The sequence below is a fragment of the Streptomyces sp. NPDC048507 genome, assembly GCF_043199995.1.
GTDB lineage: Bacteria > Actinomycetota > Actinomycetes > Streptomycetales > Streptomycetaceae > Streptomyces.
In genome coordinates this window covers 55,195-70,084 of record NZ_JBICWZ010000020.1, presented here as the reverse complement: position 1 = coordinate 70,084, position 14,890 = coordinate 55,195, and the positions used below count along the sequence as shown (strand labels likewise).

The window sequence follows — 14,890 nt, the reverse complement described above, 5'->3', positions numbered from 1 at the left end:
GCATGGGGGTCTTCGTCTTCCTGCCGCTGGTGCTGCCGTTGACCGCCTGGCCGATCGCCCGGCTGGCCGAGCACCGGCTCCACCCCCGGACGGCCACCCGGCTGCTGACGTGGACGGCCCTGCTCCTGGCGGTGTGCAGCACGCTGTGCCTGGCTTTGCTGATGGTCGTGGGTACGGCGCAGCTGCCGGGCAACCCCCTGCCGGACGGTTGGTCGGATCCGGAGGTCCGCGAGGCCGTCCCCTACGACGAGGTCGCCGGACGGGCGGCGATCCCCGCCCTGCTGTCCGTACTGGTGTCCTGCCTGGCGGCGGAGTGGCGGCACCGCCGGGTGCGCAAGCGGGCCGCGCGCGCCGTCGCGGGGCTGGCCGGCCGGTCGGTGGCGGTGCTGCGCGACCGGGTTCCGTACGCGTACGCGTTGCCCGGTCGGCGAGCCGGCGGCGGGCAGGTCGTGGTGAGCACCGGCATGCTGTCCGGACTCACGCCGGGGGAGAGGCGGGCGCTGTTCGCCCATGAGCGGGCCCATCTGACGGGGCGCCATCACCGGTTCCTGCTGGCCGTGCAGCTCGCGGCGCGGGCGAACCCGTTCCTGCGGCCGCTGCGGACGTCGGTGGCGTTCACGGCGGAGCGGTGGGCGGACGAAGAGGCGGCGGCCCGGACCGGCAGCCGCCGCACCGTCGCCCTGGCGGTGGGAAAGTCCGCCCTGGTCTCCCGGGGACCCCACGGCGCCGCCCTGGCGCATTTCGCGGCCGGACCGGTGCCCCGCCGGGTGGCGGCCCTGCTGGGCCCCCCTCCCGTCGCCAGGAACTGGCCGTCGGTGTTCACGACGCTGGGCCCGGCGATGTGGACCGCCGCCGCCGGGGTGACCGTGTCGGCCCTGTCCTCGGCCAACTCGGCGGTGACGCTGTTCTTCATCCTGCACGCCGCCCTCGACGCGTAGCCGCGTAGCCGCCTGACCGCGGAGCCTGGTCGCGGGGCGGGTGAGGGCCGCTGGCGCGGACCGCACCCGCCCCGCCCAGCCCTACAGGTCGAACTCGTGGGGCGGCAGGTCGAGGGAGTAGCAGGCTTCGCGGACGATGGCCTGTTCGGTCTTGTCGAAGTCGCCGTCGGCGCCTCCGATGACGATGCCGATCTGGATGACGGCGCGGGCCTCGGCGGGCTTCTTCTTCGCCTTGGCGATCTCCTGCAGGACGCTGACCTTGCCGAAGTCGAAGTCGGCCGTGAGCTTGTTCAGGTTGTCGTCGAAGCGCCGCTGCAGGTCGGTGGCGTCGAAGTTCTGCAGGACCTCGTTGGTGGCGATCAGCTGGGCGACCCGGCGCCGCTCGGCGGGGTCGATCGAGCCGTCGGCCGCGGCGACGAGGGCGCACATGGCCATGGAGGCGTCGCGGAACGCGCCGGACTTCAAGTCGTTCTTCTTGGCGGTCAGCTGGGTCTGCATCGTCGATGCGGACTCCTTGATGCGGTCCCACAGGGCCATGAGAACTCCGTGATCGTCAGGGGCGGGCGCAGGCCTGACGGGTCATCCGGCCCTGCCCACCCGAATTTCTACAACTCTGTAGAAGTTACCAGGCCGACTGACCGACTGACCGACTGGCCGACCGTGCCTCCGCCCGGAGCCGCGCCGGCGGCGGCGACGGCGCCCGCCCCCGGTCCGGCGCGGTGGCCCGCGTGGTGACCGCCGTCGTGACCGTGGCCGTCCTTGTGGGCGTGCCCGTACGCGTCGTGGCCGTGGGCACCGGCCGCGGCGCGAGAGGAGAGCAGGCGGTCGACCCAGGAGCCGACTTTGGCGTTCCAGTCGGTGCCGGCGGCCTGACCGTGCTCGACGGTGTGACGGGCGATGGCGTCGTGGCCGCCGGAGAAGGGGCCCCCGCGCTTGTCCGCCTCGACGGCGACGTCCACCCCCGTGGGGTGCGCGAGGAAGGTGATCTCGATCTCGCTCGCGCGGTCCGCGTACCGGGGAGCGGGCGGACGGTCAGCGCGTCGAGGTCGCCCGTGTCCTTGGCGCCGGCCACGCCGAGCTCGGTCCGCACGCCGAGCGCGATGCCCAGCGGCTGCCCGTACAGCTCGATGACCGGGGTCTCCCATGGCAGGGTGACCGCGAAGGGCACGGTGCGGTGCTCGCCCTCGCGGAGGCGGAATCCGCCCCCGACGGTGAACCGTTCGAAGACGACGGCGCCGTCGTGCTCGCCGTCCTCGGTCTCGGCCTCGACACGGGCGACCAGCTCCAGCGTGACGTGCTCGATGTCGAAGTCCGCGCGTCCGCCCGTCAGGCGGACCTCGCCGGACAGGGTGGCGCCGGGGGTGACGCCGGCGAGGTCGAGGACCGTGTCCACGGCCGGTCCGCCGACGCCGATCGAGCCGCCGCACGGCGCCGTCGCCAGAACCGGCCGCGCCGGGGGTCCGATTCCCTCGAACCGCCCCCGCCGCCCCGCCAGATGCCGTCCGTCACCACACACCTGTCCGGGCCCACGAGGCCCGCCGAGAAGGAAACGGAGCAGCAGACCCGCGATGGGTGAACCTCCCCGTCCCTGCCGTGCCGCCACGCCCCGTTCGAAGTACCTCAAGTCGGGAGCGGGGGTGGCACGGTGACCGAGATCCTGCTGCTGCTCCTCGCGCTCGCCCTCACCCTGGCGTGCGCGGTGTTCGTCGCCGCCGAATTCTCCCTGACGACCGTCGAGCGCAGCGAGCTGGAACGGGCGGCCGCCGCCGGGGAACGCGGCGCCGCGAGCGCCCTGAAGGCCGCCAGACGGCTCACGTTCCAGCTTTCGGGCGCCCAGCTGGGGATCACCGTGACCTCGCTGGTCATCGGCATGCTCGCCCAGCCCTCGGTGTCGGCCCTGCTGCGCGGCCCTCTGGAAGCCCTCGGCCCGCCCGCCGGCGCGGTGGCGACCACCGCGACCCTGCTGGGAGTGGCGCTGTCCACGATCGTGCTGATGGTGGTCGGCGAACTCGTCCCGAAGAACTGGGCGATCTCCCACCCCCTGGGCGTCGTCAAGGTCGTGGCCGGGCCCCAGCGCACCTTCACCGCCGCGTTCGCGCCGCTGATCCGGCACCTGAACAACACCGCCAACCGGCTGGTGCGCCGCTTCGGCCTGGAGCCGGCCGAGGAACTCGCCTCCGCCCGCACCCCCGGAGGAACTGGTCGCCCTGGCACGGCACTCGGCCCGCGAGGGCGCCATCGAGGCGGACTCGGCCGAGCTGTTCGTCCGCACCCTGCACCTGGGCGAGCTGACCGCGGAGAACGTGATGACCCCGCGCATGGACGTAAGCGCCCTCGAAGCGCACGCCACGGCCCTGGACGCGGCCCGCCTGACGCTGGCCACCGGCCTGTCCCGCTTCCCCGTCTACCGCGACACCCTGGACGAGGTGATCGGCACCCTGCACGTGCGCGACGTACTGGCACTGGAGGAGGACCGCCGCGCCCACACCCCCGTCACCTCCCTGATGACCGCACCCCTGCTCGTCCCCCACCCCCCTGCCCGTGGACACCCTGCTGGGCCGCCTGCGCACGGCACGCACCATGGCGGTGGTCATCGACGAGTACGGTGGCACCGCCGGCGTCGCCACGGTGGAGGACATCGTCGAGGAGGTCGTCGGCGCGGTCCGCGACGAGCACGACCCCGTGGAGGTCCCCGACCTCATCGAAGCCCCCGAGGAGAGTGGCCGCCGTGCCTTCGAAGCCGACGGCTTCGTCCGCCTGGACCAGCTCGCGGAGATCGGCCTGACGGCGCCCGAGGGCCCGTACGAAACCCTCGCTGGCCTGCTGGCCACCCGCCTGGAGCGGATCCCGGCCGCGGGCGACACCGTCACCGTCTCCGGCTGGGAAGTGACCGTGCTCGACACGGACCACCACCGGGCCGACCGCGTGGCCCTGACCGCACCGGCGCCGACCGACGTGACCGAGGAGGCGGAGGAGCGATGACCGCGATCCAGCTGCTGATCGGCGCGCTGACCCTGGTCACCTACCTCCACATGCTGATCGGCGAGATGGTCCCCAAGAACATCGCGCTCGCCGCGCCCGCACCGACCGCACTGCTCCTCGGCCCGCCGCTCGTCGCCCTCGCCGGCGCCCTGCGCCCGCTGGTCTTCGGCATCAACGCCTTCGCCAGCACCTTGCTGCGGCTGATGAAGGTCGAACCGAAGGACGAGGTCTCCTCCGTCTTCACCGACGACGAACTCGCCCGGCTGATCAAGGACTCCCGGGACGCGGGCCTGATCGGCCCCGCGGACGGCGAACGCCTCCAGGACGCCCTCGAACTCGGCACCCGCACGGTCGGCGAGATCATGATCCCGCGCGAGCGGTTCGTCGGCGTCACCGAAGGGATCACCCCGCGGGAACTGGAGCGGACCGCGGCCGAGCACGGCTTCTCGCGCCTGGTCGTGACCGGCGCCGGCGGCGGGATCCTCGGCTTCCTCCACATCAAGGACGCCCTCGCCGCCACCGACCGCACCGCCCCGTTCCCGCACGACGCCCTCCACACCGTCACCGAGGTGACCCGGGACACGCCCCTCGACGACACCATGACCGCCGTGCGCACGGCCGGCACGCACCTGGCCGCCGTCACCGGGACCGATGGGGAGGTCGTCGGGTTCGTCACCACGGAGGACGTACTGGAGGAGCTCGTCGCCGAGGCCGCGGCCCCCGGCGTCTGACGGACGGGCACGGGCGCTCCGGCTCAGGCGGCCGCGGTGATCCGCGCTGCCAGCGCCTTGCCCCTGGACGTCGCGTCCGCGAGCGCGTTCTCGCGGCTGGCCTCCGCGAGCGGGACGAGGTCGGCCATCGAGGGGTTGGACGCGGCCAGGGTCAGCTCGGGGACGATGAAGTCGACCTCGGCGCCGAACATGGCGGTCAGGAGCCCGTCCAGGTAGTTCGTCACGTACTCCAGACCCTCGCGCGGGGTGCCGGGCGCGTAGGAGCCGCCACGGCTGGCGACGACGGTGACCGGCAGGCCCTTGAGGGGGGACTCGGGCCCCGCGGTGCGCCCCATCACGATGACCTGGTCCAGCCAGGCCTTCAGGGTCGAGGGGATCGAGAAGTTGTACATCGGGGCGCCGATCAGCACGGCGTCCGCCGCTTCCAGCTCCGCCACCAGCGCGAGCCGCTCCGCGAAGGCCGCGGCCTGCTCGGGGCTGTGGGTGGAGGGGTCGGTGAAGGCCGCGTGGGCGGCGAGGGCGTCCAGGTGCGCAACGGGCTCCGCGGACAGGTCGCGGTAGATGACGGTGCCCTCGGGGTGCTGCTCCTCCCAGGCCGTGCGGAACGCGGCCGTCGCCGCACGCGAGGCGGAAGCGGCGGCGGGGCTGAGGGACGAGTCGAGGTGCAGAAGGGTGGCCACGGGAACCTCCAAGGAGAACTTTTTCATACGTCACTATTTTTAACACAGTCACTTACTTTTTTTCACCCCCTAAGTCGAGGGTAGTACTCTGGGGCCATGGCGGAGAAGGCGGACAGGTCGAAGCACCGGGACACGGAGGCGTGCAGCCGGGTGAGCGACGGCATCACCCAGGTCTTCGGGCTGCTCGGAAAGCGCTGGACGGGCGTGATCGTGGCCTCGCTGATGGAAGGCCCGGTCCACTTCGCCGACCTGCGCAGGTCCATCAACGGCATCAGCGAGCGCATGCTCTCGGACCGGCTGGTCGAGCTCGGAGCGGCCGGCCTCGTCCTGCGCGAGGTGGACGAGGGCCCGCCGTTGCGGGTGGCGTACCGGCTGACGGAATCGGGCGCCGCGCTCAAGCCCGCCCTCACGGAGCTGGGTCAGTGGGCGGAGAAGTGCCTGCTGAAGGGCAGCGGCTCCTGCTGACCGGCCGCACCGCGCCCCGGCGGCCCGGCCTCGACGCGCGCAGGTCCGTCCGTCCCCCACGACTCCTTCACTTTTCTCCACGAGACGGACATATCGCACTCCAGACGGCAGATACGTGAAATAGATTTCACGCATTTCTTGACAGGTGTGCCGGTCAAGGCCGATGCTCACTCCGAAGCCGTGTGCGGCACCCACGCCGCCGGTCACACCCTGGAGGAGCCGGGAATGAACGCCCTTGCCACGCAGCCCAGCACCGCTCCGGCCGGAAGTGACCTCACGAGTACGGCCCGGACCCCCTCGCCCCTGCCGCACATCGACGATGCCCGCGAGGTGACGCCCGCGGACGCCCGCGCCCTGTCGAAGGTCTTCTTCGAGCGCCTGCAGCACACCGAAGAGGGCACGCGCGAGCACCAGTACGTCCGCAACACCCTGATCGAGATGAACCTGTCCCTGGTCCAGTTCGCCGTACGCCGCTTCCGCAACCGTGCGGACGGCACCGACCTGGACGACCTGATCCAGGTCGGCACGATCGGCCTGATCAAGGCCATCGACCGCTTCGACCCCGCCCAGGGCAACGAGTTCTCCACCCTCGCCCTCCCCTACATCACCGGCGAGATCAAGCGGCACTTCCGCGACACCAGCTGGGCCGTCCACGTCCCGCGGCGCCTGCAGGAGCTGCGCGTCGAACTGGCCAGGGCCAAGGAATCCCTCTCCGTGCTCCTGGACCGCTCCCCGACCGTGCGCGAACTGGCCGAGCACCTCGACATCAGCGAGGAGCAGGTGATCGAGGGGCTGGTCGCCTCCAACGGCTACAACAGCCATTCGCTCGACGCCGGCCAGGACGACACCGCCGAATCCGCTCCCCGGCCGCTCGCGGAGGTCCTCGGATCCGAGGACCCGGCCATGGAGCTCTTCGAGGACCTCCACGCCCTCGCCCCGCTCCTGGACGCCCTCGCGGGACGCGACAGGCTCATCCTGCAGATGCGCTTCGGCCAGGAGATGACCCAGGCTCAGATCGGCGAGCGCCTCGGCATCTCCCAGATGCAGGTCTCCCGGCTCCTCACCCGCACCCTGAAGCAGCTCCGCGAAGGCCTCCTTGCCGCCTGAGGAAGCCCCCGGCCCGGCCGCTTGCCGTTGTGCTCATGAGCGTCGGTTCATGGATTCGGGGTACGGGAGCCGGTCCGATGAGCAGCAGCCGCCGGGACGAAGCCGGGTACGACAGGCCGGGGCGGGTCCGGTACGCCTGCGGACGCCTGGCGGGAATCCTGCGGCCGCACGTCTCGGCGTACCGCCCGGAGCCCGGCGGGGTGCACGTCGAGAACGACCCGCCGGTCGTCACCCGGGACCCGCAACCCGCTGACCGGACAGTTCCCCGCCTCCTACCGGGCCCGCGCCCGGGGACGCTACACCCTCCACTGGGGACCGGACGGGTCGGCCCGCCTCCTCCTTCAGCACCGGCTCGAACTGCGGGGAGTTGTCGCGCTGCCCGGCGGTGATCACGATCGACATGGGTTTCTGCCCCTGCTCGACGGCCAGGTGCAGCTTGGTGGTCAGGCCGCCGCGCGAGCGTCTGAGGCCGTGGGTCGTCCGGCTCGATGGTGCCCCCGCCGGGCGGCTCGACCTGCAGATCCCCTTTTCCCGCGCCCCGGCGGCGTGCCGGTGGGCCCGGCATACGGTGGAGTCGATGTTGAGGTCCCAAGTGATGAGCCCCTTGGCGTCGGCCTGGGCCTGCAAAGCGGCGAAGATCCGCTGCCACGTGCCGTCCCGCCATGGGACACCGGTGCGGATACGAAACCGTATGCCGTCGACCAGCTGCCGCCTGGTCCATAGCGGCGGACGTCCCGGCTTCTTGCCCCTGGGCAACAACAGCTCCAGTCGGGTCCACTGCATGTCCGTCAGATCTCCACGCGCCACCGGGTGATCATCACAGACCGTGATCTACTTCTGGGCACAGTACCGATGAACGAGAAACCAAGGTCATGACCAACCACTGCTGCGAGGCGATGAGCCGCCGCGTGAACGTACCCTGCGACCAGCACAACGACCCGTTCGCCTGTCCCGACGTGCTGATCAAGTTCAGCGCCAAGTTCCAGGAGTACGGGCTGATCATCCACGACGGCGGCACATCGAGTATCACCATCGACTTCTGCCCCTGGTGCGGACGACGCCTCCCCGATTCACAGCGGGATCGATGGTTCGACGAACTGGAACGCCGTGGGATCGATCCGGGAGAGGACGAAGTGCCAGCCGAGTTCCAGGACGCCCGCTGGCTCGCTGCCCCGGCGCGGGACTGACGAACCAACAGCCTCTCAAACCACCTCCGATACACGTCCTGGGGCCTGTCCGGCGGACCACTGCCCGCGGCAGGCGGCAGGCGGCAGGCGGCAGATGAGCCTGGGCAGTGATGCGCCGGGAGGAATAGGCCTTGTCGCCGCCGAGGTGGTCCGGTCGGGTGCGGGGACGTCCGCCGCCCAGTCGGCCGACACGGAGGCGTTCCATGACGGGGATGAGCTGAGGAGCGTCGCCCCACTGGCCCGGGGTGATCAGCAAGGCCAAAGGGCGACGCCCGCCTTCTCCGACGAGCTGAATCTTGCAGGTGAGGCCGCCCCGGAAGCGTCCGAGTCCCTCGTCGGGGCGGTGCTGCCGGGGCGCGCGCCCCAGTCCGGTTCCGGTACAGGACCCCGTTGACGGGTCGGCAGGCCCCGTCCGCGCCGTGTCCCGCCGTCGTCCGAGGTGTCGCTTCCGTGGACCGGTCGGCCCGTTCCGGCAGCTCGAAGCCCGTACGAGCTGCCGGCGAACACGCGGGACGGGGGCCGAGCGGACCCGCTCCCGGGCGCCGTCGCGGGCAACGGTCCTGCCACCGTAGGATTTATGAGAGCAGAAGGAACGACACGAGAACCGGGGGACCTCCGTGCGGCGGGAGCTCAGATCTCTGGGCGAGGTGGCGTGCCGGTACCAAGCGGATGAGATCCGCCCGGAGGACCTGCCGATGATCGCTGCTGAAGCGCTCGCAGCCGGACTGGACACCCCGACACTGTGCGAGCTCGCCGGTTGGCCTCGCAACGCGGATGCCCGCGACATTCGCGACGCGTTCGAGCAAGCACTCGCCGAGTCCGGGATCGGGCTGCCGGACCGGGCCCTGGCACGGCGGCACGCCCTGCGCCGGATGGCGGCGAGGCTCATCGACGGCGAGACGACTCCCGCTGACCTGGAGAGGGACGACTGGTGGGAGACGCAGACCGAGACCGCGGCGGAGCGAGCCTTCGTGGCGCTGATCCCGCCGTGCGACTGCTGTATCGAGTACACCTTGGGGCTTGACCGGCGGACGTGGGCCGCCCAGTTGCGGAACGCCGCCCTCGCCCTGACGTCGTCTCCGCCGATCGGCCCCGGATGCTGACTCCGCGGCGCGCGCTCATCCTCCGCAAAAGCGTGGGCCGGTAGCGCGGACTGCGCACTCGTACGCGGTCCGCGCAGCGCTTCGGGGTGGTCTCGTCGACCCAGGCCGGCCAGGTCCTGCGCCGACGGCAGCCGCCGTCAGCAAGGCCGAGGCGGGAGCCAACGGCACCGCCAGAACCGGCAGCGTCCGCACTGATGGATTCGACGGTCGCGCCTCAGTGAAGCCCGGCTCCACCCCGAGGGCACCTGCGTCTCGGTGCCGTCGACGCTCCCGCACCCGCACGCAGGCCACGTCCTGCGCTACCGGAGGCAGCCTTTCAGTATCCCCAGCCGGCGTAGACGGTGACGTTCTCGCCGTTGTCCCGGGCCCCGACGCACACATCACGCCAGTCGAGCAGCCAGCCACTGGAGCGGCAGCTCTCCTTCTGGAGTCCCAGTGCGCGGATGATGTCCGGCCGGGACGAGCCGTCGCCGCTGGTGACCGTCGCCACGCGCCAGCAGCCCCCGGAACCACAGCTGGTGCCTTCGTCGACCACGCTGATGCCTGCGGGCCATGAGGGGAGGGCCTTGGACGGCGGGGCCTCCGAGCCTTCGCTGATCATCAGCGCGTACAGGACGCCGGCCACGAGGGTGAGGGCGAACTGCATCCCCAGGAAGCCGATCGCGCTGTTGCGGCGGGGAATCCATTGCGGGGGAGGGGAGTTCTCGTGCCGGCCTTCCAGCCCCGCACCGCAGGCGATGAGCACGGGCGCCAGGACCGTGAACGCGAGGTGGGCGTCGGGCCCGGGGGCGTCGATCCGGCCCTGCTGGACGCTGATCAGCAGACCGGCTCCGGCGAGCAGCATCCCGCCGATCGCGAAGCCGACGGGGCGGGTGCGGGCGATCGCAGCCCAGACGAGGACGGGCGCGACGGCGAAGAGTATCCCCAGGACTATCAGCATGTACGGGGGACGTACGGACTCGGGCGCCCGGTTCCGCACGACCGGGGCTCATCTCGGACCCCGCCGTCCGCGGAGCGGTCGCGCGCCGAAGCGCTGCGCGGCCTGCGGGCCGGGGCGGGCCGGCACGTGCCCACCCGGGACACGGTCCAGGCGATCGCCGCCGACGGTGAGGCCCTGCGGTCCGTCGTCCTTGGTGAGCAGTCAGGTGGTCAGGCCGCGCCGCTCGTCCCGCTCCGGGCGGATGACGACGTCGTCGAGGGTTTTGCCCAGGGCGGTGGCGATGGCGGTGAGCTGGTCCAGGCTCAGGCGCCGGTGACCCGTCCCGATGCGGCTGAGCCGGGAGGGGCTGATGCCCGCGCGTTCGGCGGGGCGGTCCAGTGACCAGCCGCGCGCCTTGCGCAGGGAGCGGATGCGCATCCGGACGGTCGTGTCCGATGTCGATTCTTGCTCCACCGGCAAGACCCCATGCCCCGGCGGCGGAGACCGTCCTACCGTCGGAGGCATGAGCACACACCACGACACCCATGGGCACACAGGGCACGAGCGGACCGGGGAAGCAGACGGGGCGATGACCCGGTTGCTGGAACTGGATGCCGAGGTTCTGGCTCCCCACCTCGCCCACCTGACCGGGTTGCTCGCCCAGCGCGTCGGTCTTGATGCGGCCCGGATCCTGGATCTCGGCAGCGGCCCGGGCACCGGCAGCCTGGCCCTTGCCCGGCAGTTCCCCGCCGCGCAGGTGACGGCGGTGGACATCTCCCCGCCACTGCTGCACCGACTGCGCGAGCAGGCGGCCGCCCGCGGCGTCGCCGACCGCGTCAGCACGGTGCAGGCGAACGTCGACGAACCCTGGACGAAGATCGCCGAGAACGGCCCCTACGACCTGATCTGGGCCGCGTCCTTCATCCACCACGTGAGCGACCCGGCCCGTACCTTCACCCGCGCCTTCGGACAGCTGCGGCCGGGCGGGCTCATCGCCGTCACCGAGATGGACTTCTTCCCCCGCTTCCTGCCCGAGGACACCGGCGTGGGCCGGCCGGGCCTGGAAGCCCGCCTGCACCAGGCCACCAACACCAGGCCCCAGCACGAGTGGACCGGCGCCCTGACCGACGCCGGGTTCGTCGTCGAGGAGCGCCGCCCCTTCGAGATCCGTCTCGACGGCGCCCAGGCGGGTCCGGCTCTGAACGCCTACGCCCGCCTTTGCCTGGTCAAGTTGCGCTCCCATGCCACCGACGTCCTGGCAGCGGACGACCTGGCGGCGCTGGACGCCCTGCTGGATGAGACGGGGCCGCAGAGCACCGCGCACCGAGGCGACCTGAGCGTGCGCACCACCCGTACCACCTGGCTCGCCCGCCGCCCCTGACACGCGCCGGCCACGCCGTACGACGGCCGCCGGCCTCTCCTCACACCGGCCCCCACCTCGGGGGCTGGATGCGCGTCCTGTGGCTGACCGCCGCATCCGTGACGGCCGTCGTCCTGTCGAAGCTACTGGTGGAGGATCCGGTCCGCTTCCGGGCCCGCTGGGCCCGCGGCCGCCGCGGGGTACTGGCCGTCACCGCCACCTTCGCGGCAATCGGCATGCCGTGGCTGGTGCTCCCGCTGCTGAGCCCCGCCGTATCGGGAGGGGGAGCCGGCAGCGTCGTGGACGCCACCCGATACGGCGCCCCCTGAACCCGAAGCCCTCCGGCCCGGCCGGTTCCCGCGCCTGGTGCTCGCCGCCGTCGCTCCGTACACCGACCGCGGGCGTCCTCGCCCGGGGCAGGTCGCCCTGTACCCGTTGATCCGCTGATGTGCGGACGGCCGCCGGGTAGCCCTCGCCCCGGCGTCCGTCAGGGCAGGGTCCACCGGATCGGCAGCACCTTGCGGTACTGCTGCCGCGCGCCGCGGTGCACACAGAACAGGTCCCGCCGGACGCGGCCAGGGGCGGGGCGGCGGCACGGTGATGCTCCTCGAACATGACTCCCTCGCTCCAGCCGCCGGCAGTCGTGTGGACCGCCCGCCACAGGTTCTGGTCATCTCGCGCTTGGCCTCGTCCGCCATCCACGCTCCCCGCACCGGAGGACACACGATACGAGTGCGCGGGCGGGGTGAAGCCCGCACGGACGGTCAGGCCGCGTCCCGGCCCGGCTCCCGGTCCTGCCGGGGCGCGTGCGCGCGGAGCCCGGTGGACGGCGACGGCTTCCCTGGTACGGGTCGCTACGCCGCCTCGCCGATCCATGTGATCGTCACACCGGCCTGCTCCCGGAGCCACCGTGCCGTAGACGCGCAATCGGCGGCCTGCGGATCATCGAGGTGGAGATCGTCCACGATGGGAAAGAGCTGGGCCCGGATCGCGCCCGCGGCCTCTTCCTCACTTGGCTTCTCATCCGCCCTCATCCACACCGACACCGGCTCGTCCCCGCCATCGGTGAAGACGACCTCCCACTGCCTCATCAAGTCCTCCCGCACACGCCCGCCGCTCCGTACCCATCGGATCCTGCCGAGCCTGCCCCGCATCCGCGGGCCCAAGCGCAGCAGTCCGGCATCCGCCCCGTTGGTCGCGGACGGGACCCTGTGCCTGAACCCGGGGCGGGTTCACATGATCGGGACTGGTCGGGCACCGGGGCGCGGGGAACGCGGTGGGGACAGCGGGAAGGTGCCTTCTCCCGAGGGTTCGGGTTCGCGGCCGCGCAGGCGAGCGCGTCGCTGGCAGCTGCGGTTGGCGGCCACGGCCGGAGCCCTGACGCTCGTCTCGACGGCCCCCGCCGGGGTACCGGCCCTGGCTGCCGGGACGGTGGGCGAAGAGATCCACGGACACGATGTGATCACCGGTGCGGGCGTTCACGAATGGCACCGTCCCGCCGGCCTGGCCGCGGGGGCCGAGGTGACGGTGCACATCTGGTCGGCCGGTGGCGGAGGCAGCGGCGGCGGGGCCGGCGGCGGCGGAGGCGCGGGTGGTGGCACCGGCGTCTACCTGCGGTGCGTGTTCACCGCCGACTATCCGAAGGCGCGCATCACGCTGGGTGCGTCCGGAGAGGGCGGGTCCGGTGGTGCGAGCGCGTGGGGCGGCGTGGCCGGGAGCGACGTCCTGGGCCTGCCGGGCGGTTCCGGCCTGCCCGGATCCGACGGTGCCACCGGCGGTGACGCCGAGTACACGTACCTGCACGTCCCGGACAGCAAGGGCCGTTACGGCCAGGCGGCCCGCCTGTGGGGCGGTGCCCCCGGCGCGGGTGGCGGAGGTGGTGGCGGGGGCCGGGGCGGCTTCACCCGCAACGACTTCGGGGTCCCGGGCGGAGACGCGGCCGACGCCACCCGGGGCGGCTCGGCCGGGATCGTCGCCAACTACGATGCCGCGGCGTGCCGGGAGGTACCGCCCCGTCTGAGCCCGTTCAACGGAGCGGGAGGCACCCGCGCTGCCGCCGGAGGCTTCGGGACCAGGCCGGGCGGCGGTGGGGCCGGCTCCGGGGCGGCCGGCGGGGCCGGGGGACAGCTGGCTCCGCTGACCATCCCGCTGCCGGGCTCCGCCAACGGGAGCGGCGGCCGCGGCGGCACCTTCAAGGACGGCTCCGCGGGCGGCGGCACGAGCGGGCACGGCGCCGCGGGGAGCGCCGGCGGCGAGGCCATGGCGGTCATCACCTACTGAACCCGGGCATCCGGGCATCCGGGACACCGGCCCGCCGATCCGACCAGGGACGGGGGACTCCGGGCCGTTCCAGATCTCCCGGCGGCCCGCCGCCCGGCGCGTACGGGGTTCGGCCGACCCTGCCGCGCCGGCGGACGCCGGTCGGCACCGGTGGACGCCGGTGGAGAAGCCGGCCTCGGCGATGTTCCGCACCCCGCCGCCCGCGAGCTCAGTCGTGCCGGGCGAGTTTGACGGCGGAGGCGAGCAGGACGACGGCCAGCACGGGAATGAGCACCACGTCGGGGAAGGCGCCGAGGAGGAGTCCGCCGAGGATGGCGCCGGCGATGGACCCTGCGGCCATGGTGGCGGTGAAGCGGAGGTTGGCGCCGAGGACGGCGAAGCTGCCGTCGAGGCTGTAGCGGGCGAACGCGACGAGCATGGTCGGCAGGGAGACCAGCAGGGACAGGCTCCCGGCGGTCTTGATGTCCTGGCCGAACAGCAACACGATCGTCGGGATCAGCAGCTCGCCGCCGGCCACGCCCATGATCGCGGCGACGACGCCTATGCCGAACCCGGCCGCGACCCCGGCGGGGATCTGGGCCGCGAGCGGCAGGTCGAGGGCGCCCAGGGCGGTGGTGTGGGTGAGGACGAGCGCGGCCGCCATGAGGACCATCAGGGCCGCGAGCACCCGGTAGAGGGTCGTGCTGCGCATGCGGACGGCCCAGGACGCCCCTGCCCAGGCGCCCAGGAGGCTGCCGGCCAGCAGGTTGAGGGCGACGGGCCAGCGGGCGGCGACCTCGGCGGCCGGAACCGCCGCGAGGCGGGCGGGCAGCGCGACCAGGACCACGACCAGGCTCATCGCCTTGTTCAGGATCACCGCGGAGAGCGCGGCGAACCCGAACAGGCCGATCAGCAGCGGCAGTCGGAACTCCGCGCCGCCCAGCCCGATCATTGCGCCCGGCACACCGATGGCCGCTCCCGCACCGAACACCACCGGGGACGAGTGCGCCGGACGGAGGGGCGGGAAGGCCCGGGCAGTGCTCATGCCCGGCATCCTCGCTGGTGGAGAGGCCGTCCGGCTACTGAATTCGAAGCAGCCGGACATCCGCTTCCGGCGTGAGGGTCGTCCCCGGTATGAGGGCGAACCCCGTGCATCACC

15 protein-coding genes and 4 pseudogenes are annotated in these 14,890 nt (G+C 72.5%); 10 read left to right on the top strand and 9 right to left on the bottom strand.

The window, feature by feature from the left end:
• The first annotated feature begins 2 nt into the window (after positions 1–2).
• Complete coding sequence (locus tag ACGFXC_RS33265; protein WP_393718617.1) at positions 3–938, top strand: M56 family metallopeptidase; 936 nt, start codon at positions 3–5, stop codon at positions 936–938.
• Between the two features lie 81 nt (positions 939–1,019).
• Here the strand turns inward: ACGFXC_RS33265 and ACGFXC_RS33260 are convergent, their stop codons facing one another.
• Both ACGFXC_RS33260 and ACGFXC_RS33255 read right to left on the bottom strand, forming a co-directional pair.
• Entirely contained in the window at positions 1,020–1,475 is a 456-nt protein-coding gene (locus ACGFXC_RS33260; RefSeq protein WP_393718616.1) for a tellurite resistance TerB family protein, read from the bottom strand.
• A gap of 68 nt (positions 1,476–1,543) precedes the next feature.
• Positions 1,544–2,379 (bottom strand): annotated as a pseudogene (locus ACGFXC_RS33255) (sporulation protein).
• 204 nt (positions 2,380–2,583) lie between these two features.
• On the opposite strand from ACGFXC_RS33255, the pseudogene ACGFXC_RS33250 reads away from it, so the two are divergent.
• Positions 2,584–3,920, top strand: a pseudogene (locus ACGFXC_RS33250) (hemolysin family protein).
• Between the two features lie 23 nt (positions 3,921–3,943).
• A pseudogene (locus ACGFXC_RS33245) lies at positions 3,944–4,651 on the top strand (CNNM domain-containing protein); the annotation flags it as partial.
• A gap of 23 nt (positions 4,652–4,674) precedes the next feature.
• On the opposite strand, the gene ACGFXC_RS33240 reads toward ACGFXC_RS33245, so the two are convergent.
• A complete protein-coding gene (locus ACGFXC_RS33240; RefSeq protein WP_393718615.1) occupies positions 4,675–5,331 on the bottom strand; it encodes an FMN-dependent NADH-azoreductase in 657 nt (218 codons plus the stop codon).
• A gap of 96 nt (positions 5,332–5,427) precedes the next feature.
• Here ACGFXC_RS33240 and ACGFXC_RS33235 point away from each other — a divergent pair, with 96 nt between their 5' ends.
• Both ACGFXC_RS33235 and ACGFXC_RS33230 read left to right on the top strand, forming a co-directional pair.
• A complete protein-coding gene (locus tag ACGFXC_RS33235) occupies positions 5,428–5,796 on the top strand; it encodes a winged helix-turn-helix transcriptional regulator (RefSeq protein ID WP_393718614.1) in 369 nt (122 codons plus the stop codon).
• 225 nt (positions 5,797–6,021) lie between these two features.
• Complete coding sequence (locus ACGFXC_RS33230) at positions 6,022–6,903, top strand: SigB/SigF/SigG family RNA polymerase sigma factor (RefSeq protein WP_393718613.1); 882 nt, start codon at positions 6,022–6,024, stop codon at positions 6,901–6,903.
• Between the two features lie 228 nt (positions 6,904–7,131).
• On the opposite strand, the gene ACGFXC_RS33225 is transcribed toward ACGFXC_RS33230, so the two are convergent.
• Complete coding sequence (locus ACGFXC_RS33225) at positions 7,132–7,686, bottom strand: transposase (protein WP_393718612.1); 555 nt, start codon at positions 7,684–7,686, stop codon at positions 7,132–7,134.
• Between the two features lie 89 nt (positions 7,687–7,775).
• On the opposite strand from ACGFXC_RS33225, the gene ACGFXC_RS33220 reads away from it, so the two are divergent.
• Positions 7,776–8,090: a DUF6980 family protein gene (locus ACGFXC_RS33220; protein WP_393718611.1), complete on the top strand. Its 315-nt coding sequence runs from the start codon at positions 7,776–7,778 to the stop codon at positions 8,088–8,090.
• 112 nt (positions 8,091–8,202) lie between these two features.
• On the opposite strand, the pseudogene ACGFXC_RS33215 reads toward ACGFXC_RS33220, so the two are convergent.
• Positions 8,203–8,445, bottom strand: a pseudogene (locus ACGFXC_RS33215) (IS5/IS1182 family transposase); the annotation flags it as partial.
• A gap of 340 nt (positions 8,446–8,785) precedes the next feature.
• On the opposite strand from ACGFXC_RS33215, the gene ACGFXC_RS33210 reads away from it, so the two are divergent.
• On the top strand, positions 8,786–9,193 hold the full coding sequence (locus ACGFXC_RS33210) for a hypothetical protein (RefSeq protein ID WP_393718610.1): 408 nt from the start codon (positions 8,786–8,788) through the stop codon (positions 9,191–9,193).
• 316 nt (positions 9,194–9,509) lie between these two features.
• Here ACGFXC_RS33210 and ACGFXC_RS33205 read toward each other — a convergent pair whose 3' ends face one another.
• Positions 9,510–10,133 (bottom strand): hypothetical protein, encoded by a 624-nt coding sequence (locus ACGFXC_RS33205; protein WP_393718609.1) that lies wholly within the window; start codon positions 10,131–10,133, stop codon positions 9,510–9,512.
• 201 nt (positions 10,134–10,334) lie between these two features.
• Positions 10,335–10,550, bottom strand: coding sequence for a helix-turn-helix domain-containing protein (locus ACGFXC_RS33200; RefSeq protein WP_393718608.1), 216 nt, complete (start codon positions 10,548–10,550; stop codon positions 10,335–10,337).
• An 85-nt stretch (positions 10,551–10,635) separates the two neighbouring features.
• Here ACGFXC_RS33200 and ACGFXC_RS33195 point away from each other — a divergent pair, with 85 nt between their 5' ends.
• On the top strand, positions 10,636–11,493 hold the full coding sequence (locus ACGFXC_RS33195) for a class I SAM-dependent methyltransferase (protein WP_393718607.1): 858 nt from the start codon (positions 10,636–10,638) through the stop codon (positions 11,491–11,493).
• A 68-nt stretch (positions 11,494–11,561) separates the two neighbouring features.
• Entirely contained in the window at positions 11,562–11,801 is a 240-nt protein-coding gene (locus ACGFXC_RS33190; protein ID WP_393718606.1) for a hypothetical protein, read from the top strand.
• 525 nt (positions 11,802–12,326) lie between these two features.
• On the opposite strand, the gene ACGFXC_RS33185 is transcribed toward ACGFXC_RS33190, so the two are convergent.
• The gene (locus ACGFXC_RS33185) at positions 12,327–12,563 is read right to left on the bottom strand and encodes a hypothetical protein (RefSeq protein ID WP_393718605.1); all 237 of its coding nucleotides are present in this window, start codon (positions 12,561–12,563) and stop codon (positions 12,327–12,329) included.
• 202 nt (positions 12,564–12,765) lie between these two features.
• On the opposite strand from ACGFXC_RS33185, the gene ACGFXC_RS33180 reads away from it, so the two are divergent.
• Positions 12,766–13,752, top strand: a complete 987-nt coding sequence (locus ACGFXC_RS33180; RefSeq protein ID WP_393718604.1) for a hypothetical protein — start codon at positions 12,766–12,768, stop codon at positions 13,750–13,752.
• Positions 13,753–13,960: 208 nt separating this feature from the next.
• Here ACGFXC_RS33180 and ACGFXC_RS33175 read toward each other — a convergent pair whose 3' ends face one another.
• Positions 13,961–14,776, bottom strand: coding sequence for a sulfite exporter TauE/SafE family protein (locus ACGFXC_RS33175; protein WP_393718603.1), 816 nt, complete (start codon positions 14,774–14,776; stop codon positions 13,961–13,963).
• Positions 14,777–14,890: the final 114 nt, after the last annotated feature.

Excerpts from the sequence above, each read along its gene's own strand:
- ACGFXC_RS33265 (WP_393718617.1), top strand. The coding sequence starts at position 3 with ATGGGGGTCTTCGTCTTCCTGCCGCTGGTGCTGCCGTTGACCGCCTGG.
- ACGFXC_RS33260 (WP_393718616.1), bottom strand. The coding sequence starts at position 1,475 with ATGGCCCTGTGGGACCGCATCAAGGAGTCCGCATCGACGATGCAGACC.
- ACGFXC_RS33235 (WP_393718614.1), top strand. The coding sequence starts at position 5,428 with ATGGCGGAGAAGGCGGACAGGTCGAAGCACCGGGACACGGAGGCGTGC.
- ACGFXC_RS33230 (WP_393718613.1), top strand. The coding sequence starts at position 6,022 with ATGAACGCCCTTGCCACGCAGCCCAGCACCGCTCCGGCCGGAAGTGAC.
- ACGFXC_RS33225 (WP_393718612.1), bottom strand. The coding sequence starts at position 7,686 with ATGCAGTGGACCCGACTGGAGCTGTTGTTGCCCAGGGGCAAGAAGCCG.
- ACGFXC_RS33220 (WP_393718611.1), top strand. The coding sequence starts at position 7,776 with ATGACCAACCACTGCTGCGAGGCGATGAGCCGCCGCGTGAACGTACCC.
- ACGFXC_RS33210 (WP_393718610.1), top strand. The coding sequence starts at position 8,786 with ATGATCGCTGCTGAAGCGCTCGCAGCCGGACTGGACACCCCGACACTG.
- ACGFXC_RS33205 (WP_393718609.1), bottom strand. The coding sequence starts at position 10,133 with ATGCTGATAGTCCTGGGGATACTCTTCGCCGTCGCGCCCGTCCTCGTC.
- ACGFXC_RS33200 (WP_393718608.1), bottom strand. The coding sequence starts at position 10,550 with ATGCGCATCCGCTCCCTGCGCAAGGCGCGCGGCTGGTCACTGGACCGC.
- ACGFXC_RS33195 (WP_393718607.1), top strand. The coding sequence starts at position 10,636 with ATGAGCACACACCACGACACCCATGGGCACACAGGGCACGAGCGGACC.
- ACGFXC_RS33190 (WP_393718606.1), top strand. The coding sequence starts at position 11,562 with ATGCGCGTCCTGTGGCTGACCGCCGCATCCGTGACGGCCGTCGTCCTG.
- ACGFXC_RS33185 (WP_393718605.1), bottom strand. The coding sequence starts at position 12,563 with ATGAGGCAGTGGGAGGTCGTCTTCACCGATGGCGGGGACGAGCCGGTG.
- ACGFXC_RS33175 (WP_393718603.1), bottom strand. The coding sequence starts at position 14,776 with ATGAGCACTGCCCGGGCCTTCCCGCCCCTCCGTCCGGCGCACTCGTCC.